Source organism: Microbacterium sp. (assembly GCF_031988965.1).
Lineage (GTDB): Bacteria > Actinomycetota > Actinomycetes > Actinomycetales > Microbacteriaceae > Microbacterium.
Genome location: NZ_DALZXX010000016.1, coordinates 6655 through 25354 on the forward strand (window position 1 = coordinate 6655; position 18700 = coordinate 25354).

Here is an 18700-nt window from a genome sequence, read left to right on the forward strand (position 1 = left end):
CCTGCCGTCGCATCCGGGTACCGGTTGATCGGGGTCGTGTGCTGCAGCGCCGCGGCGACGGACGGCAGCGGCTCGAACGGGTTCTCGTTGCTCGACAGCTTGAAGGCGTCGGGGCCGGCCTGCTTGCCCTGGCGGTACGGCGCGAGAGCGGCGATGGCGGGGCGGATGCGCGGCAGGATCGGATCGGTCACAAGGATGAGTCTATGGATTCCGCCGGGTCTGGCGACTCGATGCCGGCGGTAGTACCATTTTGGTATGGCAATGACGGTCAGGCTTCCAGAGGAACTCGATGCGCAGCTCGAGGAGATCGCGCGCACTCGTCACATCTCGAAGCATGCGGTGATCATCGAGGCTGCGACCCGATTCGCGAACAGTGAGACGAAGACGCAACGCGTACTCTCGATCGCCGAAGAGGTGGCGGAACGCTACGCAGTCGCTCTCACGCGCCTCGAAGACGCCTGACCGGTGACCGAGTACATCGAGCCGGAGCAGGCTCTGGCGCTGATCGCCAAACTCGGTCTGCACGTTCGCGACGAGGGCTTGCTGTTCTCGGCCCTGGCCCGACCGGCGGCCAGCATGTTCGGCACCGACGCGTACCCGGCGTTCGCGGCGAAGGCGGCCGCCCTGATCAGCTCCGTCGCCCAGAATCACTCGTTGTTCGATGGGAACAAGCGTCTTTCGTTGTATTTGACATTCATCTTCATCCGACTCAATGGATACGAGGTGACGTTCACCAATGAGGAGGCCTTCGATCTCGTTCTGGACGTGGCACAGAGCAGGATCGATCTCGATGAGATCACCGCGGTCATCGCGTCCCACATCCGATACCGTCTGGTGTCCGCTCTGACATCCCACCGCCCTCATGGGAGACTGGCCTGACCATGCGCTTCATCATCCGAGTCGTCGTCAATGCGTTCGCCCTGTGGGTCGTGACGCTGATCCCCGCCCTGCAGGTGCAGATCAAGGCGTTCGCGCCGGGCGAGACCCTGCAGCTCGTACTCACCCTGCTCGCGGTCGCGGCGATCTTCGCCCTGGTGAACACGATCATCGGCACGGTCGTGAAGATCGTGGCCTTCCCCCTGTACATCCTCACCCTCGGCCTCATCGGGTTCGTCATCAACGGCTTCCTGCTGTGGCTGACGGCCTGGATCACGAGCGGTTTCGGCTGGGGGCTGACGGTCGGGGACTTCTGGTGGGGCGTTCTCGCGGCCCTCATCATCTCGCTGATCAACGGCGTCTTCGGCTTCATCCTGCGCCCGCAGCGGAAGCGCGCTCGCGACTGATCGCGGCGTCGGGCGGCGCCCCGGTCGCGGCATCGGCCGCAGCATCGCCCGGCTGCTCGAGCACGCGTTCGGCGTGGAACTCGGTCCGCTCGATCGTCACAGCCCGATCGAGTTCCTCCCAGTACCTGTCGAGATTCTCGACGCGCGGGTCGCCTGACGCATCCGCCATCCCCGCCGTCTCCGTGTAGGAATCGAGCAGGTGCTGGCCGAGCACGATGTCACCGATGCTGGCACCCGGATCAGCCTGACGCGACACAGTGAAGCTGTCGGGAGAACCCGTGCCCTCCGCGGATCCCCCGCCGCTGAGAGCAGGAACGGGATCGTCGGTGTGCCGGAGCTGCACGATGGTCTGATCGTCGTCGAGGGTCGGCTCGACCGGACTGCCGGCTGTGACCTGCACCTGCACGTCGAACTCGCTCTCCATGGAGAGATGCGCCGTCACCATGCCGGCCTGCGAGTGCGCGACGACGTCGACCAGATCGCCGGGGCCGGCTCCCGCCGCCTTGAGCGCCTCGATCGTGGCCTGATAGGAGGCCGATCGCTGCCCCTGATAGAGCTCGACGTTCGACTTCATGTCCCACGGTTCCGCACCGCCGAAGCCCACGCTCTGAGTGCCCTTGATGAAGGCGACGAACCTCGTGCTGCCGTCCGGGTACGTGTACTTCTCGACCGCGATCTGCGCCCCGTCGGACGTCGGCATCCGCTTCAGCGCGGCCGCGAGGCCGCCCGGGGCCGACGCAGGCGTCGACGTCTTCACCGGCGCCACCGTCACCGGGTCGCTCTTTCCGGTCAGCGTCTCGCCGGGGGTCACCTTCCCGAATCCCGAGAAGGCACCGGCGGCTGCCGCCGCCGCGAAGACGGGCCCGTAGACGGCCGGCAGGAACGGCGCCGGGAACAGCCCCTCGAACCTGTCGATCTCCCACTGCGCCTCGAGCTGCCGGGCCATGTCGGGAATGCGATCATCGCGCGCGGCCAACCGGTCAGCCTGAAGGGTGAGACGGTGCGCGGTGGCCGGATCCGTTCGCGCGAGCATCTCGGCCTCGGCTCGCAACTCGACGTACTCGTAGACGTCGGCCATGAGCCGCGTGCTCGCGGTGGTCTCCTGACACTCCGACTGCAGGCGCGACACCCGCACCCCCGACGACCAGAGCGAGACGGTGTCGACGTACGCGCTGAATCCCGACGCATCGACGATCACCCGGTATGCCCGCGCGATCGCATCCTGCGCGTCGTCGAAGCAGGACGCGACGGCATCCATCCGCCGTGCGACCGAGCGCAGGACGTCGGGGTCGACCGAGATCACGCCGCCATGATCGATGTCGATCCCGCTCACGAGACGTCGATCCCTGCCACCTCGCGCACGCGCCCCTGCGTGTCGGTCGCCTCGGCGTGAGTGCGCCGCCCGTAGTCGGCCAGAGCGTCGTGCATCGCTCGCACGCCGTCGGACTGCCATGCGGTGTCGTCAGCCAGCCCCCTCAACGATGCCCGGGCGTCGTCGAGTGCGTCGACGGCGGCGCGCAGCTCGCGGGCAGCCTGGTTCTTCGCCCACTCGGCCTCGGCCGCGGACATCTGCGTCAGTGCGATGGAGTTCATGCGCCCAGCATCCGGGATTCGCACCGCCCGTCGAGCTGCGGGAAGCCCGAACTCCCGGCTCGCGTGAGCGCCGCCCTCGATGCGACTGCATGTGCAGAACGGGTGGACCCCGCGCCGCGCTCGGGATTCTCGCATCGCGCGATCCGCCCTCGACCGGCACAATGGAACAGTGCCATCCCCGGATCCCTTTCGCGTGATCTTCGTCTGCACGGGGAACATCTGCCGATCCCCCATGGCGGAGGTCGTCTTCCGCGATCTCGCCGAGCGCCAGGGGCTGGGGTCACGCATCGTCTCGCGCAGCGCCGGCACGGGCGACTGGCACCTCGGCGAGCAGGCCGACCATCGCACACTCGATTCCCTCGCCCGTCGCGGCTACGACGGCTCCCAGCACCGGGCGAAGCAGTTCACGTTCGCCTCGTTCGCCGACAACGACCTCATCGTCGCGCTCGACCGCACGCACGAGCGCAACCTCCGCGAATGGGCCCGCGACGAAGACGAAGAGGGAAAGGTCACCCTGCTGCTCGCCTTCGACCCCGCAGCGTCGACGCAGGACGTGCCCGATCCGTACTACGCGGGCCCCGAGATGTTCGATTCGGTGCTCGGTATGATTGAGGCGGCGACCCGCGGGTTGTTCCGCCAGCTCGAACCGGCCCTTCGCCAGCCCCGCACGCCCCGTGATCTCGGGGCCTGATCAGGAGGATTCCCCTGACTTTCCAGCCCTCGCTCCCGCCGCAGCCCCTGAGTCCGCTCGACGGCCGCTACCGCGGTGCCGTCACCGGACTCGCCGACTTCCTCTCGGAGGCGGGCCTCAACCGCGCTCGCGTCGAGGTGGAGGTCGAATGGCTGATCGCCCTCACCGACCGCTCGCTCTTCGAGACGAGCCCGCTGTCGGATGCCGACAAGGAGCGCCTGCGCGCTCTCTACCGTGACTTCGGCCAGGCCGAGATCGACTGGCTCGCCGAGAAGGAAGCGGTGACCCAGCACGACGTCAAGGCCATCGAGTATCTGGTGCGCGACCGCCTGTCGACGCTGGGCCTCGACGCGATCGCCGAGCTCACGCACTTCGCCTGCACGAGCGAGGACATCAACTCCGCGTCGTACGCGCTCACCGTCAAGCGCGCCGTCGAAGAGGTCTGGCTGCCGGCCCTCGACGTCGTGATCGCGAAGCTGCGCGAGCTGGCTGCCGAGCACGCCGACGCCGCGATGCTGTCGCGCACGCACGGACAGCCCGCGACCCCGTCGACCATGGGCAAGGAACTCGCGGTCTTCGCGTGGCGCCTCGAGCGCGTGCGCGCGCAGATCGCGGCATCCGACTACCTCGCCAAGTTCTCGGGCGCGACCGGCACCTGGTCGGCTCACATCTCGGCCGACCCCGACGCCGACTGGCCGACGATCTCGCGCGAGTACATCGAAGGCCTCGGCCTCGGCTTCAACCTGCTGACCACGCAGATCGAGTCCCATGACTGGCAGGTCGAGCTCTACGACCGCGTGCGTCACGCCGGCGGCATCCTGCACAACCTGGCCACCGACATCTGGACCTACATCTCGCTCGGCTACTTCGCGCAGATCCCCGTCGCCGGAGCGACCGGGTCGTCGACCATGCCGCACAAGATCAACCCGATTCGCTTCGAGAACGCCGAGGCGAACCTCGAGATCTCGGGCGCGCTGCTCGCCTCCCTGGGGCAGACGCTCGTGACGAGCCGTCTGCAGCGCGACCTGACCGACTCGACGACGCAGCGCAACATCGGCGTCGCGTTCGGGCACTCGCTGCTCGCTATCGACAACCTGCGACGCGGGCTGAACGCGATCTCGCTGTCGCGCGACGTGCTGCTCGCCGACCTCGACGTGAACTGGGAGGTCCTCGCCGAGGCGATCCAGACCGTCATCCGTGCCGAGGTCGTCGCCGGGCGCTCGTCGATCACCGACCCCTACGCGCTGCTCAAGGAACTCACCCGCGGTCACCGCGTCGGTGCCGCAGACCTGGCCGCGTTCGTCGAGGGACTCGAGATCGGGGACGCCGCCAAGCAGCGTCTACTGGCTCTGACCCCTGCTACTTACACGGGCATCGCCGAGCAGCTCGCGAAGTAGTCGTCAGCGCATCCTGACCCCGCTCGTGCCCACGGCTCGAGCGGGGTCAGTTGCGTATCCCCGGCTCGCTGCGGGGTCAGTACTGCACCCGAATCCCTCGATTCCGGTGCGCGATTGACCCCGGCCGGCTGCGAGGTCAGTAACGCACCCGAAACCCTCGGTTCCGGTGCGCGATCGACCCCGACTGTCTGCGGGGTCGCGGGCGAGGCCGGCTCAGGACGAGGTGGTGCGTCCCGTCGCGCCCGAGTCCGGCTCGTCCGGCGTCTCGGGGTCGTAGAGCACGGGGCGGTCGACCGTCTTGGTGACGTCGGCCGGGTCGACGACGAGGATCAGCATCGCGAGGATCAGCAGCGTCACGATGAACGCGCCGCCGCCCACCACCAGGCCGAGAGCGATCGGGGTCAGGCCGTCGTAGGTGCCGTTCGCGATCGCCGCGTTGACGCGCGACGTGAAGGCGCCTGTGGATACGAGCGTGACGACGGCTGCGAAGATGCCGCAGGCCAGCGCGATGCCGAGCAGGTGCAGCGGGCGCAGGATGTCGCTGCGGGTGGGCTTCTCGTCGCTCATCGGTCTCCTCCGTGGTCGACGGGCGCGGGGCTCACGTCATTGGCGGCGGCGGCATCGACGGCGTCCGCGTGCTTCGGGGTGAGTCCGGCGATGCCGAGGAAGACCGCGACGATCGCCGCGTATCCGCCGAACATGCCGACTCCGAGAATGATGCCGGTGAGCACGAAGTCGCCCGCGCCCTCGATGGCGTAGGGCTGCACGAAGCCTGCCGGGATCGCGATCAGCACCACCGCGAGCAGCAGCCCGAGGGCGCCGACCGTGATGGAGTCACGCGCGGTGATGTCGCCCGCGCGGCGTGCACGCAGACCCACGATCAGCTCCACGAGTCCTGTCGTGGCCGCCCAGGCGATCACGACGACGAAGAACATGTCATCCGTGCGCCAGACGGGAACGCCCGCGGTCATGCCGGCGGCGAAGCCGAGCAGAGCGAGCACGACCCACGGCCAGCGCTGACCTGCCGGGAAGACGAGCCAGACGGCGACGATCATCACCAGCGCAGTGGTCAGCACGAAGCCGCTGAAGACGGAGAGTCCCACGGCCGCGGAATGGTCGGGCGAGAACGTGATCATCACGGCGGCGGCCGCGGCGAAGAGCGCGCGCAACAGCTGGACGTGGCGCACGGTGAACGCGCGGGCAGGGGCAGACATGACGATCCAGAGTCCTCCGGGGTGTTCCCCTCAGTCTACGCGGGGGCGCTGGGTGGATGCCGACGCGGAGGAGTTGTTCGCGGGGCCCGACGGATCTCCCCAGATCGATCGTCAGGCCCCGCGACAAACGCAGCGACGGGGGCGGCACTGCGTCGGGTCGCAACTGCTCACAAGGTCGGGCACCCTGCTTGCGGCGGTACAACCCTTGGACCCCAGAAACAGCGCCTCGTCCCCTACGGAGCGCCGGTGTGGTCGTAAGCTCACTCTAGGGCTCGTTTCTTCACATACCGGAGGGGTGCTGTGACGAGTATGGAAAGTGGGATCCGGAGGGCGGCGGACGCCTTCTCCGGTTCCTTCCGTGATGCCATCAACGCACGCGGGCTGACGCTCGCCCGACTCCACGAGCTCCTGCGCATCCGCGGCAACAGCGTCTCGATGGCGACACTCAGCTACTGGCGCTCCGGCGCGCGGCGCCCCGAGGGCGTGCAGTCGATGGCGGCGCTCAGCGACATCGAAGAGCTGCTCGGTCTGGAACGCGGCGCCCTGACTGCACTGCTCGGGGCGACCAACCGCACCGGACCGCTGGGGCCCAATCAGTTCCCCCTCGATGAGGAGGAGCTCGAACGGGCGGTGATGGAGGCGTTCGCGGCGCTCGGGGCGGAGTACCCCGACACCTCTCGCGAACTCACCACCCACTCGGTGACCGATGTCGACGAGGCGGGCAACGTCTGCCGGTCCCTGACGCGGAGCATCGTGCAGTCGACGGTCGGCACCATCGACGCGATCCCCTTCCTCGAGCTGACTCCCGGCGAGAGCACCCCGGCGCCGTTCATCGAGGCGGTCTCGGGCGGGCGCATCGCCGCGCGGTACTCGCACCCGAACGGCGAGGTCCACGGAGTGCTGTTCGAGCTCGAGGTGCCGCTGACCGCGCCCGACACGGCGATGGTCGAGTGGTCCGTCGAGTACCCGCCCGGGTACCCGCCGCAGCGCGAGACCGGCCACGCGCTCGCACGACAGAGCCGCGAGCTCCTGGTGTGGACGCGATTCCACCCGGATGCGCTGCCCGACCGTATCGAGGAGCGCGTCGAGACGCCGAACGGCGCGGAGACGACGATCCTCGACCTGGGCGGGCGCACCTCGATCCATCAGGTGCGCCGGGCGTTCGGCCCCGGTGCTCTCGGGATCAGCTGGAGCTACGACGACGGTCGCTGAACGAGCGACCTGACCGTCATCCCGGCTGTTCGCCCACGGCCACCGCACGACCCGGCGTGTTCGACCACTGGCTCCACGAGCCGGGGAAGACCTTCGCCTCGATACCCGCCTCGTCGAGCACCAGCGCGGTATGCGCCGCGGTGACGCCGGAGCCGCAGTAGGCCGCCACCTGCGTGCCCTCGGTGACGCCGACTGCCGCGAAGGTCGCCTGCAGCGTGTGGACGTCGAGGATCTTGCCCTCGGCGTTCAGGTGCGCGGCCATCGGCACGTTGAGGGCGCCCGGGATGTGCCCCGCGATCGGATCGAGCGGCTCGTGCTCGCCGCGGTACCGCTCCGGAGCCCGCACATCGAGCAGAACACCGGATGCCGGGAAGGCGGCCGCCTCGTCGATCGTGATCGCATCTCCGCCGATCTCTTCGAGCACCACGTCGCCCGGTTCGACCTGCACGTCGTCGGTCGCGACCGGAAGCCCGGCCGCCGTCCAGGCACGGATGCCGCCGTCGAGCACGCGCACGTCGACTCCGCCCTGCCGCAGCAGCCACCACGCACGCGAGGCGCTGAGCCCCTTGCTGTCGTCGTAGGCCACGACGACCTCGCCCTGGTTCACTCCCCAGCGCCGCGCGGCATCCTGCAGAGTCTGCGTCGAGGGGAGCGGATGCCGCCCCTCCGACGGCTCCCCGTGCGTGGCCAGCTCGGTGTCGAGGGGCACGTAGACCGCTCCGGGAATGTGACCCTCGAGGTAGTCGGCGTGACCGTCCGGGCGGTCGAGTCGCCAACGCACATCGATCACGCGGACAGGCGTCTCCGACGCCCGCAGCTCGTTCAGTTCGTCGACGCTCACGAAGTTGCTCATGCTGCGAGGCTATCGAGACGCCGCTCGACGCGCGTGCCTGACCGTAGTCCGTCGTCATATCGGCCCTTTCGCCCGATTCGAGAGCGGAGGCGGAGGATTCGAAGCGGATGCGAGAGCGGCGATAAGCTCGTCCGGGCCGCGTCGGGAAAGGACAGCATGTCCACTCGATTCCGCTGGATGAGCCTGCGCCGTCAAGAGGTCGCCCTCATCGCCGTCACAGCCGTGTGGGGCAGCACCTTCCTGCTCGTGCACTGGGCGATGCAGCATTCGGGCCCGTGGTTCTTCGTCGGCATCCGATTCCTCGTCGCCGGTCTGATCAGCGTCGTCATCTTCCGGCGCGTGCTGCGCGGCGTCCGCTGGCGAGACATCGGCGCCGGGGTCGCGATCGGCGTGATGATCTACCTCGGGTACGGGCTGCAGACCGTCGGACTGCAGACCATCGACTCGAGCACCTCTGCCTTCATCACCGCGATGTACATCCCGCTCGTGCCGCTCGCCCAGTGGGCGGTGTTCCGCAAGCGACCGCCGGCCATGGCGTTCGTCGGCGCCGGGCTCGCCTTCCTCGGGCTTCTGCTCATCGCCGGCCCCGACGCGTTCGCCCTCACGCTGGGGTCGGGCGAGATCCTCACCATGATCAGCACCCTGCCGATCGCGGCCGAGATCATCCTCATCAGCGTGTTCGCCGGCAGGATCGACCTCGGCCGCATCACGATCATCCAACTGCTCACCGCGGGGGTGCTCGGCATCCTGACGATGCCGGTCGTCGGCGAGGGGCTGCCCGAGTTCTCGTGGATCTGGGTCGGCTGCGCGGTCGGACTCGGGGCGGCGAGCTGCATCATCCAGCTCACGATGAACTGGGCGCAGAAGTCGGTCTCGCCGACCCGCGCCACGATCATCTACGCGGGCGAGCCGGTGTGGGCGGCCGCGATCGGCCGCATCGCGGGAGAGCGCCTGCCTGTCACCGCGCTGATCGGCGGCGCACTCGTCGTGCTCGGCATCCTGGCCAGTGAGCTCAAGCTCGTGCGCCGCCGCGAACCGGCACCGAAGACGGACTAGCGGTTCAGCGCCGGCGGTAGTCCTCGTCGCTCACGTGCTCGAGCCACCTCGTGGTGCGGCTCGGGTCGTCGGCACCCTCGAGCAGCGCGAGGTGCTGCATGAAGCAGTCCTCGGCCGCACCGTGCCAGTGCTCCTCCCCCGGCGGCGTGTAGATCGTCTCGCCCGGACGGGCCTCGACGACGGTGCCGTCGCGCGTGCCGCACAGGGCGGTGCCCTCGGTGACGCGCAGGTACTGGCCGCGCGCGTGCGAGTGCCACGCCGTGCGGGCTCCCGGTGCGAACCGGACGAGCCCGCCCGACATCCGCTGGTCCGCATCGTGCGGGGCGATGATCGGGTCGAGCCAGACGTCGCCCGTGAACCATTCGGGCGGGTTCTTCACGGTGGGGATGCGGTCTTCGATGTGCATGTCTTCTCTCCTGTCGCAGGTCGCGAGCCGGGACAGCGGCTCAGACGGTGAGCAGCACCTTGGTGGCGCGACGCTCGTCCATGGCGCGATAGCCCTCGGCAGCGTCCTCGAGCGGAAGCGTGAGGTCGAACACCTTGCCGGGGTCGATCTTGCGGTCCCAGATGAGCTGGATCAGCTCGGGGAGGAAGCGGCGCACCGGAGCCGGGCCGCCGTGCAGGTGCACGCCCGAGAAGAAGAGCTCCTCGCCGGGCAGCGCGACGTCGTGCGAGACGCCGACGTACCCGACGTGACCGCCGGGGCGGGTCGCGCGGATCGCCTGCATCATCGACTCCTGCGTGCCGACGGCCTCGATCACCGAGTGCGCGCCGAGCCCGTTCGTGAGCTCCTTGATGCGGGCCACGCCCTCGTCTCCGCGTTCCTCGACGATGTCGGTCGCGCCGAACTCGCGCGCCAGCGCCTGGCGGTCGGCGTGACGGCTCATCGCGATGATCCGCTCGGCGCCGAGTTCACGCGCGGCGAGGATGCCGAGCAGACCCACGGCTCCGTCGCCGACCACGGCGACGGTCTTGCCCGGGCCGACCTCTGCGGCGACGGCGGCGAACCAGCCGGTGCCCAGCACGTCGGATGCCGCGAGCAGCGACGGGATCAGATCGGCGTCGGGCTGCCCCGGCGTCGCGACGAGCGTGCCGTCGGCGTGCGGGATCAGCGAGTATTCGGCCTGGGTGCCGTACCGGCCCATCGGCACGACGTGCACGCAGCGGGACTGGTATCCGGCCTGGCAGATCTCACAGGTGTTGTCCGACGCCATGAACGACCCGACGACGAAGTCGCCGACCTTCACGGTCTTCACATCGGCGCCGATCTCTTCGACGACGCCCACGTACTCGTGACCCATGGGGTCGTGGTCGACCTCGTTCGCGCCGCGGTAGGGCCACAGGTCGGATCCGCAGATGCAGGTCGCGGCGATCCGGATCACGGCGTCGGTCGGACGGGTGATGGTCGGCTTCTCGCGATCCTCGACGCGGACGTCGCCGGGCGCGTACATGACTACTCCACGCATGAGTGGTGCTCCTTCTGTCTCTTGGTTCCAGTCAACGCCCGATCCGGCTTCTTCGGGAGGTTCTGACAAAACTCCTTTCACGGGAATAGACTCCGGCGGCTCGCGTTTCACCCCACATGATTGAAACTTCAACCGTCGTTCCGGTCGCCACCGAGCGCACGCGCGTGCGCGTGCCGATGCGCTTCGCCGACGGGTTCTCGACCGCCGCTGATGTCGTGACGTTCGACGGCCTGGTCGACGGCCGCGAGCACCTGCTGCTCGGCCTCGGCGACTGGAAGGGCGCTCTCGAGCGCATGGCGGACGGCGGGGATGCGCCTCTCGTGCGCCCGCACAGCGAATGCCTGACCGGTGACGTGTTCGGATCCGAGCGCTGCGACTGCGGTCCGCAGCTGCGGGAGGCCGTCGAGCGCATCGCGGAGGACGGCGGATTCCTGCTCTACCTGCGTCAGGAAGGCCGCGGCATCGGCCTGTACGCCAAGCTCGACGCCTACGCCCTGCAGGATTCGGGCCTCGACACGTATGAGGCGAACGTGGCTCTCGGCCGCGGCGAGGACGAGCGCGACTACACCGTCGCGGCCCAGATGCTGCAGACGGTGGGCGCCGACAGCATCCGCCTGCTGAGCAACAACCCCGACAAGGCGGCGCAGCTCGAGTCGCTCGGCATCCGCGTCACCGAGCAGGTGCGCACCGGCGTGCACCTGTCAGACGCGAACCACCGCTACCTCGAGGCCAAGCGCGACCACACCTCTCACACGCTCGATCTGTCCGCCGCATGATGAACGCGCAGGTGGTGAACGACCGACGGCTCGACGACACCGAGATGCAGACGTGGCTGCCGACCATCCGGTTCGTGCAGCTGCTGCCGCAGGTGCTCGACCGTGCGCTGAAGGCCGAGACTGGACTCAAGCACGCGCACTACGCGATCCTCGTGACGCTCGCCGGCCAGGACGACCGTGCGATCCCGATGACCGAGCTCGCGCAGATCGCCGGGCTCAGCCGCTCGCGGCTCAGCCACGCGATCGACTCGCTCGAAGAACGAGGCTGGGTCACGCGCACCTCCTGCAGCAGCGACAAGCGCACCCTGACGGCCGCACTGACGGATGCCGGTCGCGAGCTGCTCCGAGGAGCGGCCCCCGTGCACGTGGCGCAGATCCGCGAACTGGTCTTCGATCCGCTCACGGAAGACGAGCGGGAGCAGCTCGGCACGATCCTGACCAAGCTGCTCCCCGGCGTCGCCGCGGCCCTCTAGCTCACGCCTCGGGGATCTCTCGGCCGAATGCCTCGAGCGTGACGTCTTCGGGCTCGGGGCCGCGGCGCACTCCGGTGTCGAGCGCATCGATCGCGCCGAGCTGATCGGCAGTCAGCTCGAAGTCGAACACGTCGAAGTTCTCGGCGATGCGGGCGGGGCGCACCGACTTCGGCAGCGCGGATCGGCCCTGCTGCAGGTGCCAGCGCAGCATCACCTGGGCGGGAGACTTGCCATGCTCAGAGGCGATCGCGGTGAGGGTCTCGTCGTCGAACACGGATGCGCCGTTGGGACGGTACGCCGTGATGCCGCCGATGGGCGACCAGGCCTGCGTGACGGTGCCTGCGGCGGCATCCGCCTGCTGCACCTCACGCTGCTGGAAGTACGGGTGCACCTCGATCTGGTTGATCGCCGGGACGATGCTCGTCTCGGCCGCCAGCTTCTCAAGGTGCTCCACCATGAAGTTGCTCACGCCGATCGCGCGCACCCGGCCGTCGTCGAGCAGCGTCTCGAGCGCCTTGTAGGCGCCGAGCGTGAGGTCGAAGCGGGTCGGCAGGGCCTGGTGCAGGATCAGCAGGTCCAGCTGGTCGACGCCGAGCTTGCCGGTCGACTTCTCGAACGCGTGCAGCGTCTCGTCGTAGCCGAAGTCGCTGATCCAGACCTTGGTCTCGATGAAGATCTCGTCGCGAGCGATGCCGGTGCGACGGATCGCCTCGCCCACCTCGCGCTCGTTGCCGTACGCGGCGGCGGTGTCGATCAGGCGATAGCCGGTCTCGAGAGCGGTGCTGACGGCATCGACGGTCTCGTCCGGGGCGGCCTGGAAGACTCCGAAGCCGAGGGCGGGCATCTCGATGCCGTTGTTGAGAGTCATGTTCATGGTCATACCTCCAGTGTGCGCGTGGGTGAAGTCGCGAGGGAGACCCCGCCAGTACCTCCCTTCATCCGACGAGGGGGCGTACCGTCGATGACATGGACACCCGCAGCGAGGTGCGCGAATTCCTCTCGTCGAGGCGCGACCGCATCACCCCCGATCAGGCAGGCCTGCCCGCATACGGCGGCAACCGGCGCGTACCGGGGCTGCGCCGTGAAGAAGTCTCGCTGCTCGCCGGCGTCAGCGTCGACTACTACACCCGTCTCGAGCGCGGCGACCTGTCGGGTGTCTCCGACAGCGTGCTCGACGCGCTCGCTCGCGCTCTGCAGCTCGACGAGGCCGAGACCGCGCACCTGTTCGACCTGGCCCGCACGGCCAATGCGTCACCGGTCGCCCGCAAGCCGCGCAAGAAGGCCGAGACGCTGCGTCCCAGCATCCTGCGACTTCTCGACGCGATGACCGAGGCGCCCGCGATCGTGCGGAACAACTACTTCGACTACCTCGCGGCGAACGCGCTGGGCCGTGCCCTCTACGCGCCGCTCTTCACGACCCCGGTGCCGAACAGCGCCCGCTTCGCGTTCCTCGACCCGGCGGCGCAGGAGTTCTACCCCGAGTGGGAGCGCAACACCCAGGAGCTGGTCGCCGCGATGCGCGGTGAAGCCGGGCGCAATCCGTTCGACCGCAAGCTCACCGATCTCGTCGGCGAGCTGTCGACGCGCAGCGACCGGTTCCGCACGCTTTGGGCCGCACACAACGTGCGCTTCCATCGCAGCGGCGTGAAGCGCATCAACCACCCGGTCGTGGGCGAGATGGAACTCACGTACGAGGCGTTCGAGCTGCCGGCCGATCCGGGGCTGCAGATGTCGACATATACGGCAGAGCCGGGGTCGGCATCGGAGGAGAAGCTGCGGATGCTCGCGAGCTGGGCGGCGACGGATGCCACGGCATCCCTCACCGGCGATTCCGCGCTGCCAGAGCGCAGCGACGCCTGACGCGGGCTCTCAAGCTTGCCGGTCGACGGGCCGCACCGTCAGGCTCTGCACCGACGTGCCGAACGGGCCCGAGGCGTCGTTGAGCACGGAGTGCGTGATTCCGACCCCGTGGGCGCCGAACGTCACGGTCGTGTCGAGACCGATCCACCCGTCGTCCGGTTCGCGGAACAGATGGGCGGTGAGGTCGACGTTCGGGAAGAACGCCGCGCCGATCGGCACCCGCGGGGTCATGCCGTTGGCGAGATCGACGACGCCGAGGGCCCGCGCCGTGGGGCTGACCGTCTCGCCCTCGAGAAGCGGGAGATGCGGCCGCACCCACGCGGAGGCACGGCCCGGCTCGTCCTCACGGTGACGGAAGTCACCCGAGCGCACGAACGCGCCGGGCCACACCGCACCCGCCTGCCAGTCGGCGTGCGCGTCGAGGGGCGGCATCACGGGCAGCGCGCCGCCCTCGATCGATGCCGTGTCGGCGGTCTGCATCAGCCAGGCTCGGAGGATCACCGCGGGACGCCCGGAGTGACTCAGCGTCGCCTCGACGAGCTCGATCGTGCGCCCCGGTCGGAGCACGCGGATCTCGACGTCGACCACATCGATCGGGAGCACCCCGAGGATGTCGTACGAGACGCGCGCGAGAGCGAGAGCATCGTCTCGGCGCGCATCGCGGTGCACCTCGACGAGGTGCGCCAGCAGTCCGATGGTCGGCGCGATGTGCTGCTCGGACGTGTTCCAGGCTCCCTGCACGGCCTCAGTGGCGTGGAAGGAGGTGTCGGAGAGGCGCTCGAAGTATGCGGTCACTCTCGGATCGTAGAACGTCGTCATCGCACGAGCTGTCCGACGAGCAGGACCACGCCGATCACGATCATCGCCACCCCCGAGACGATGCTCACCACGCGCGCGGCCGCGGGACGGGCACCGAGAACGGCGCCGGCGCCGAATCCGACCGCGAAGTACACCGCGGCGCAGCCCACCAGGTGCACGGCGCCGAGCACCACGATCTGCACCCCGAGCGGCACGGACGAGTCGGCCGCGGTGAACTGCGGGAGGATCGCGAGGAACAGCAGGGTCACCTTCGGGTTCAACCCGCTGATGCCGAATCCCTTGAGCATCCATCGTCCCGGCGACGCCTCGACGAGTTCCGCGCCCTCGCGGACGACGGCGGGCGTGCGGAGGGTGCCGATGCCGAGCCACACCAGGTAGAGCGCCCCGGCCACCGTCAGCACGGTGAGGGCGAGCGGATACCGGGCGACGACCGCTCCGACGCCCGCGGCGACGATGAGCACGGCGAGCACGTGGCCCGACAGCATCCCGAGCACGGCCGGGGCCGCGCGGCGGCGCAGACCTGCCGAGATGGCGAACGCCCAATCGGCCCCGGGCGTGATCACGAAGAGCATCGACACGCCCCAGAAGGCGGTGATCGCGGTGAGTGCCATCGCTGTTCTCTTTCGTCGGTCCTGCGGTGCGAGGGCAACTCTAGGAAGGAAACGACGGAAGGTGTTTGCGTTGTTTGCACCCTCGGGCGCGATGTGCGCAAGAATCTTCTACATGGATGCCATCGACCGGAAGATTCTTGCTGAGCTGCAGCGTGATGGACGCCTGAGCATCACCGAACTCGCCGAGCGGGTGCAGCTCAGCGTGTCTCCGTGCCACCGACGGCTGCGAGAACTGGAGCGCTCGGGGGTCATCACCGGATACCACGCGACCCTCTCCCCCGAGGCCCTCGGGCTGGGATTCGAGACCCTGGTGTTCGTCACGATGAAGGAGGCCAATCGCGACTCGATCATCCCGTTCGAGGAGGCCGTGACGCGCATCCCGAACATCACCCTGGCGCACCGCCTGTTCGGCGACCCCGACTATCTGCTCCGCGTCGTCGCCGCCGACCTCGAGCACTTCCAGCGCCTCTATGACGAGCAGCTCACCGCTCTCCCCGGCGTGCAGCGGGTGAGCTCGACGCTCGTGATGCGCAAGGTCGTCGACGACGGGGCCCTGCCGCTGGGCTGATGCTCCGGCGAGGCCCCGGGTCATGCCCCCGGCTGATGCCGTACGCGGGGTCAGAAAAGCACCCGAGGTCGAAAGAGCACCCGCGCGGGCCCAACTGGGTGCCTTTCTGACCTCGCAGTGCCTCGAACTCGAACTGCACGGATGTGCACCCGTAACACCCCCGACTCACGACGCTCCTACCCTCGAAGCATGGCGAATCAGCAGACACCCGAGTGGCAGTGGTCCGAGGACGGCATCAACTTCCGCACCCGCAAGTGGGTGCGGCCGGAAGACCTGAACGCGAACGGCTCGCTGTTCGGCGGCAGCCTGCTGAAGTGGATCGACGAAGAGGCGGCGATCTACGCGATCGTGCAGCTGGGCAACTACCGCGCGGTCACGAAGCACATCTCGGAGATCAACTTCGAAGCATCGGCCGTGCAGGGCGACCTGATCGAGATCGGCCTGCAGGCGACCCACTTCGGGCGCACGTCGCTCACGATGCGCGCCGTCGCGCGCAACATGATCACCCGCAAGCGCATCCTCACGATCGACAAGATCGTGTTCGTCAGCCTCGACGAAGACGGCGTCCCCACCCCGCACGGCTACAACGAGATCACCTACAACCGCGACCGGATGCCGACCGAGCGCATCGCGACGGGGACCATCCGCCTGCCGTAGGTCGGCCTGCGGACATCACGGCGCCCCCGTTCGCAAGGAGAACTCGCGCAGCGAAGGAGCGCACGCCGGATCACGTCCTCCGATGCGTGAGAAGTCCTTCGGAGTGCGCGGGGCCAGGCGCCCGCACCCGGTGCGAGGATGGAGTGCGTCCGCCGAGCAAGGGAGCCCCGAATGAGTCGCACCGCCACCGCAGCCACCACCGCGATCCGCGAGATGCGCGACTTCCTCTTCGCGAACGCCACCGATTACGACGCGGCGCGAGACGGCTTCTCCTGGCCGACGCCCACGGAGTTCAACTTCGCGCTCGAGTGGTTCGACGTGATCGCCGGCGAGACGCCGGACCGCCCTGCCGTGCAGATCGTGTCCGCCGATCTCAGCCTCGAGTCGTGGTCGTACGGTCAGCTCTCCGCGCGTTCCGACCAGGTCGCCGCTTGGCTCACCTCGCTCGGCATCCGGCGCGGCGATCATCTGATCGTGATGCTCGGCAACACGATCGAGCTGTGGGAGGTGATGCTCGCGATCACCAAGATCGGCGCGGTGTCGATCCCCACGTCGACGCTGCTCTCGGCATCCGACCTCGCCTACCGCGTCGACCACGGCAGGGCTCGCGCGATCGTGACGACCGGCGGTCTGGCCGAGCGCATCGCCGACATCGACGCCGACGTGCTGCGCATCGGCGTGGGCGACGGCATCCCCTCGGACTGGAGCCGCTTCGACGAGTCGTCGAGCGCACCGACCGCATTCGAGCCGGATGCTCCGACACCCGCCGACGACACCGCGCTGCTGTACTTCACGAGCGGCACGACCAACCGCCCCAAGCTCGTGCAGCACACGCACGTGTCGTACCCGATCGGACACCTCTCAACCATGTGGTGGCTGGGGGTGCGTCCCGATGACGTGCACCTGAACATCTCGTCACCGGGGTGGGCGAAGCACGCCTGGTCGAGCTTCTACTCGCCGTTCCTCGCCGAGGCGACCGTCTTCGTCTACAACTACGACCGCTTCGATGCGAACACCCTCATGCAGGTCATGGACACGCACCACGTCTCGACGTTCTGCGCGCCGCCGACGGTGTGGCGCATGCTGATCCAGGCGGATCTCGGTCGGCTCACCCACCCGCCGCGCGAGCTCGTCGGCGCAGGCGAGCCGCTGAACCCCGAGGTCATCGACCGCGTGCGCGACGCCTGGGGCGGCACGATCCGCGACGGCTTCGGGCAGACCGAGATGACGGCCTGCATCGGCAACTCCCCCGGGCAGACGGTCAAGGTCGGCTCGATGGGCCGCCCGCTGCCGGGCTACCCGGTCGTGCTGCTCGACCCCGCCACGGGCGAGGTCACGGATGCCGAGGGAGAGATCGCACTCGACCTCTCGCAGCCGCCGGTCGGCCTCATGGCCGGGTACTACGACGACCCCGAGAAGACCGCCGAGTCGCGGGTGGGCGGCTACCACCACACCGGCGACATCGCGGTGCGCGACGACGAGGGCTACCTCACCTACATCGGCCGGGCGGATGACGTGTTCAAGGCCTCGGACTACAAGATCTCGCCGTTCGAGCTCGAATCGGTGCTGCTCGAGCACGAGCTCGTGATCGAGGCGGCGGTGATCCCGAGTCCCGACCCGACGCGCCTCGCGGTGCCGAAGGCGTACGTGTGCCTGCGGCCGGATGCTGCCGAGGCCGAATCCGAGGCGGCGCGGTCGATCTTCGCCTACGCGCACGACCGACTGTCGTCGCACCTCTGGGTGCGCCTCATCGAGTTCGTGCCCGAGCTGCCGAAGACCATCTCGGGCAAGATCCGTCGAGTCGAGCTGCGCGCGCGAGAGTCCGAGCGTGTGGCATCAGGCGATGACGCCGGGCAGCACCGGGACCGCGACTACCGCTGAATCGGCGGTCTCAGCTCGCGAGCGCCGGCATGCTGCCGGTGCTCGTCGACGCCACGGCGCGGGGCGTGACGGTCGCGGGCGTGCTCGACGTCGCCGTCGACACGGCGCTCGACGCTGCGGTCGACGCGGCACTCGGCACCGCACTCGACGCTGTGGAGATCGGCGTGATCTCTACCGCCGCCGCTGCCGTCGCCGGACGCAGAGCCGCACGCGACTCGGCGGAGCCGATGATCACCCGCAGCACGGCGCCGACCACGAGCATGCCCACCAGCGCGGCTCCCGCCACGATG

The 18700-nt window shown here is 68.8% G+C and carries 24 protein-coding genes and 1 pseudogene; 13 read left to right on the plus strand and 12 right to left on the minus strand.

The features are described 5' to 3' along the window. A pseudogene (locus RTM68_RS05795) lies at positions 1-191 on the minus strand (aminotransferase); the annotation flags it as partial. Positions 192-255: 64 nt separating this feature from the next. On the opposite strand from RTM68_RS05795, the gene RTM68_RS05800 reads away from it, so the two are divergent. Genes RTM68_RS05800 through RTM68_RS05810 form a run of 3 tightly spaced genes read left to right on the plus strand, consistent with a single transcriptional unit; the run spans position 256 to position 1283 of the window. Further along, positions 256-462 carry a ribbon-helix-helix protein, CopG family gene (locus RTM68_RS05800; protein ID WP_312169177.1) on the plus strand — a complete coding sequence of 69 codons (207 nt, stop codon included), beginning with the start codon at positions 256-258 and terminating at the stop codon, positions 460-462. Between the two features lie 3 nt (positions 463-465). Further along, positions 466-879 (plus strand): type II toxin-antitoxin system death-on-curing family toxin, encoded by a 414-nt coding sequence (locus RTM68_RS05805; protein ID WP_312169179.1) that lies wholly within the window; start codon positions 466-468, stop codon positions 877-879. 2 nt (positions 880-881) lie between these two features. Beyond that, positions 882-1283 carry a phage holin family protein gene (locus RTM68_RS05810; protein WP_312169181.1) on the plus strand — a complete coding sequence of 134 codons (402 nt, stop codon included), beginning with the start codon at positions 882-884 and terminating at the stop codon, positions 1281-1283. Here the strand turns inward: RTM68_RS05810 and RTM68_RS05815 are convergent. Then, positions 1246-2616: a hypothetical protein gene (locus RTM68_RS05815; RefSeq protein WP_312169183.1), complete on the minus strand. Its 1371-nt coding sequence runs from the start codon at positions 2614-2616 to the stop codon at positions 1246-1248. The two genes, RTM68_RS05810 and RTM68_RS05815, sit on opposite strands and share 38 nt — an antisense overlap. Beyond that, positions 2613-2876, minus strand: coding sequence for a hypothetical protein (locus RTM68_RS05820; RefSeq protein WP_312169185.1), 264 nt, complete (start codon positions 2874-2876; stop codon positions 2613-2615). The genes RTM68_RS05815 and RTM68_RS05820 overlap by 4 nt, the downstream gene beginning before the upstream one ends. 193 nt (positions 2877-3069) lie before the next feature. On the opposite strand from RTM68_RS05820, the gene RTM68_RS05825 reads away from it, so the two are divergent. Both RTM68_RS05825 and purB read left to right on the plus strand, forming a co-directional pair. After that, a complete protein-coding gene (locus RTM68_RS05825) occupies positions 3070-3567 on the plus strand; it encodes a low molecular weight protein-tyrosine-phosphatase (RefSeq protein WP_194762567.1) in 498 nt (165 codons plus the stop codon). Between the two features lie 14 nt (positions 3568-3581). Then, entirely contained in the window at positions 3582-4964 is a 1383-nt protein-coding gene (purB, locus tag RTM68_RS05830) for an adenylosuccinate lyase (protein WP_312169246.1), read from the plus strand. 213 nt (positions 4965-5177) lie between these two features. Here purB and RTM68_RS05835 read toward each other — a convergent pair whose 3' ends face one another. Both RTM68_RS05835 and RTM68_RS05840 read right to left on the minus strand, forming a co-directional pair. Then, positions 5178-5531: a hypothetical protein gene (locus tag RTM68_RS05835; RefSeq protein ID WP_312169187.1), complete on the minus strand. Its 354-nt coding sequence runs from the start codon at positions 5529-5531 to the stop codon at positions 5178-5180. After that, entirely contained in the window at positions 5528-6178 is a 651-nt protein-coding gene (locus tag RTM68_RS05840) for an acyl-CoA synthetase (RefSeq protein ID WP_312169190.1), read from the minus strand. Before RTM68_RS05840 ends, RTM68_RS05835 begins: the two co-directional genes overlap by 4 nt. A gap of 309 nt (positions 6179-6487) precedes the next feature. Between RTM68_RS05840 and RTM68_RS05845 the strand changes: the two genes are divergently transcribed. Beyond that, positions 6488-7390, plus strand: coding sequence for a hypothetical protein (locus tag RTM68_RS05845; protein WP_194762250.1), 903 nt, complete (start codon positions 6488-6490; stop codon positions 7388-7390). 16 nt (positions 7391-7406) lie between these two features. Here RTM68_RS05845 and RTM68_RS05850 read toward each other — a convergent pair whose 3' ends face one another. Then, a complete protein-coding gene (locus RTM68_RS05850; RefSeq protein WP_312169192.1) occupies positions 7407-8243 on the minus strand; it encodes a sulfurtransferase in 837 nt (278 codons plus the stop codon). Positions 8244-8399: 156 nt separating this feature from the next. On the opposite strand from RTM68_RS05850, the gene RTM68_RS05855 reads away from it, so the two are divergent. After that, positions 8400-9299 (plus strand): DMT family transporter, encoded by a 900-nt coding sequence (locus tag RTM68_RS05855; protein WP_312169195.1) that lies wholly within the window; start codon positions 8400-8402, stop codon positions 9297-9299. A gap of 4 nt (positions 9300-9303) precedes the next feature. On the opposite strand, the gene RTM68_RS05860 is transcribed toward RTM68_RS05855, so the two are convergent. Together RTM68_RS05860 and RTM68_RS05865 are read right to left on the minus strand one after the other, a co-directional pair. Then, complete coding sequence (locus RTM68_RS05860) at positions 9304-9705, minus strand: cupin domain-containing protein (protein ID WP_312169197.1); 402 nt, start codon at positions 9703-9705, stop codon at positions 9304-9306. Between the two features lie 40 nt (positions 9706-9745). Continuing rightward, positions 9746-10765, minus strand: a complete 1020-nt coding sequence (locus RTM68_RS05865; RefSeq protein WP_312169200.1) for a zinc-dependent alcohol dehydrogenase family protein — start codon at positions 10763-10765, stop codon at positions 9746-9748. 116 nt (positions 10766-10881) lie between these two features. Between RTM68_RS05865 and ribA the strand changes: the two genes are divergently transcribed. Together ribA and RTM68_RS05875 are read left to right on the plus strand one after the other, a co-directional pair. After that, on the plus strand, positions 10882-11541 hold the full coding sequence (gene ribA / locus RTM68_RS05870; protein WP_312169202.1) for a GTP cyclohydrolase II: 660 nt from the start codon (positions 10882-10884) through the stop codon (positions 11539-11541). Next, positions 11538-12014 (plus strand): MarR family transcriptional regulator, encoded by a 477-nt coding sequence (locus RTM68_RS05875; RefSeq protein WP_312169205.1) that lies wholly within the window; start codon positions 11538-11540, stop codon positions 12012-12014. Before ribA ends, RTM68_RS05875 begins: the two co-directional genes overlap by 4 nt. Before the next feature lies 1 nt (position 12015). Here the strand turns inward: RTM68_RS05875 and RTM68_RS05880 are convergent, their stop codons facing one another. Continuing rightward, entirely contained in the window at positions 12016-12888 is an 873-nt protein-coding gene (locus RTM68_RS05880) for an aldo/keto reductase (RefSeq protein ID WP_312169249.1), read from the minus strand. 92 nt (positions 12889-12980) lie between these two features. On the opposite strand from RTM68_RS05880, the gene RTM68_RS05885 reads away from it, so the two are divergent. Continuing rightward, complete coding sequence (locus RTM68_RS05885) at positions 12981-13874, plus strand: helix-turn-helix transcriptional regulator (protein ID WP_312169207.1); 894 nt, start codon at positions 12981-12983, stop codon at positions 13872-13874. A 9-nt stretch (positions 13875-13883) separates the two neighbouring features. On the opposite strand, the gene RTM68_RS05890 is transcribed toward RTM68_RS05885, so the two are convergent. Beyond that, a complete protein-coding gene (locus RTM68_RS05890; RefSeq protein WP_312169209.1) occupies positions 13884-14669 on the minus strand; it encodes a thioesterase family protein in 786 nt (261 codons plus the stop codon). Positions 14670-14689: 20 nt separating this feature from the next. After that, entirely contained in the window at positions 14690-15304 is a 615-nt protein-coding gene (locus RTM68_RS05895; protein ID WP_312169211.1) for a LysE family translocator, read from the minus strand. Between the two features lie 112 nt (positions 15305-15416). Here RTM68_RS05895 and RTM68_RS05900 point away from each other — a divergent pair, with 112 nt between their 5' ends. From RTM68_RS05900 to RTM68_RS05910, 3 genes are all read left to right on the plus strand, one after another. Further along, positions 15417-15872 (plus strand): Lrp/AsnC family transcriptional regulator, encoded by a 456-nt coding sequence (locus RTM68_RS05900; RefSeq protein ID WP_312169213.1) that lies wholly within the window; start codon positions 15417-15419, stop codon positions 15870-15872. 189 nt (positions 15873-16061) lie between these two features. Beyond that, on the plus strand, positions 16062-16529 hold the full coding sequence (locus RTM68_RS05905; RefSeq protein WP_312169215.1) for a hotdog domain-containing protein: 468 nt from the start codon (positions 16062-16064) through the stop codon (positions 16527-16529). Between the two features lie 171 nt (positions 16530-16700). Further along, positions 16701-18410 carry an AMP-binding protein gene (locus RTM68_RS05910; RefSeq protein ID WP_312169216.1) on the plus strand — a complete coding sequence of 570 codons (1710 nt, stop codon included), beginning with the start codon at positions 16701-16703 and terminating at the stop codon, positions 18408-18410. A 10-nt stretch (positions 18411-18420) separates the two neighbouring features. On the opposite strand, the gene RTM68_RS05915 is transcribed toward RTM68_RS05910, so the two are convergent. Continuing rightward, positions 18421-18700, minus strand: a 280-nt coding sequence (locus tag RTM68_RS05915) for a hypothetical protein (protein ID WP_312169218.1), incomplete at its 5' end; no start/stop codon positions are given.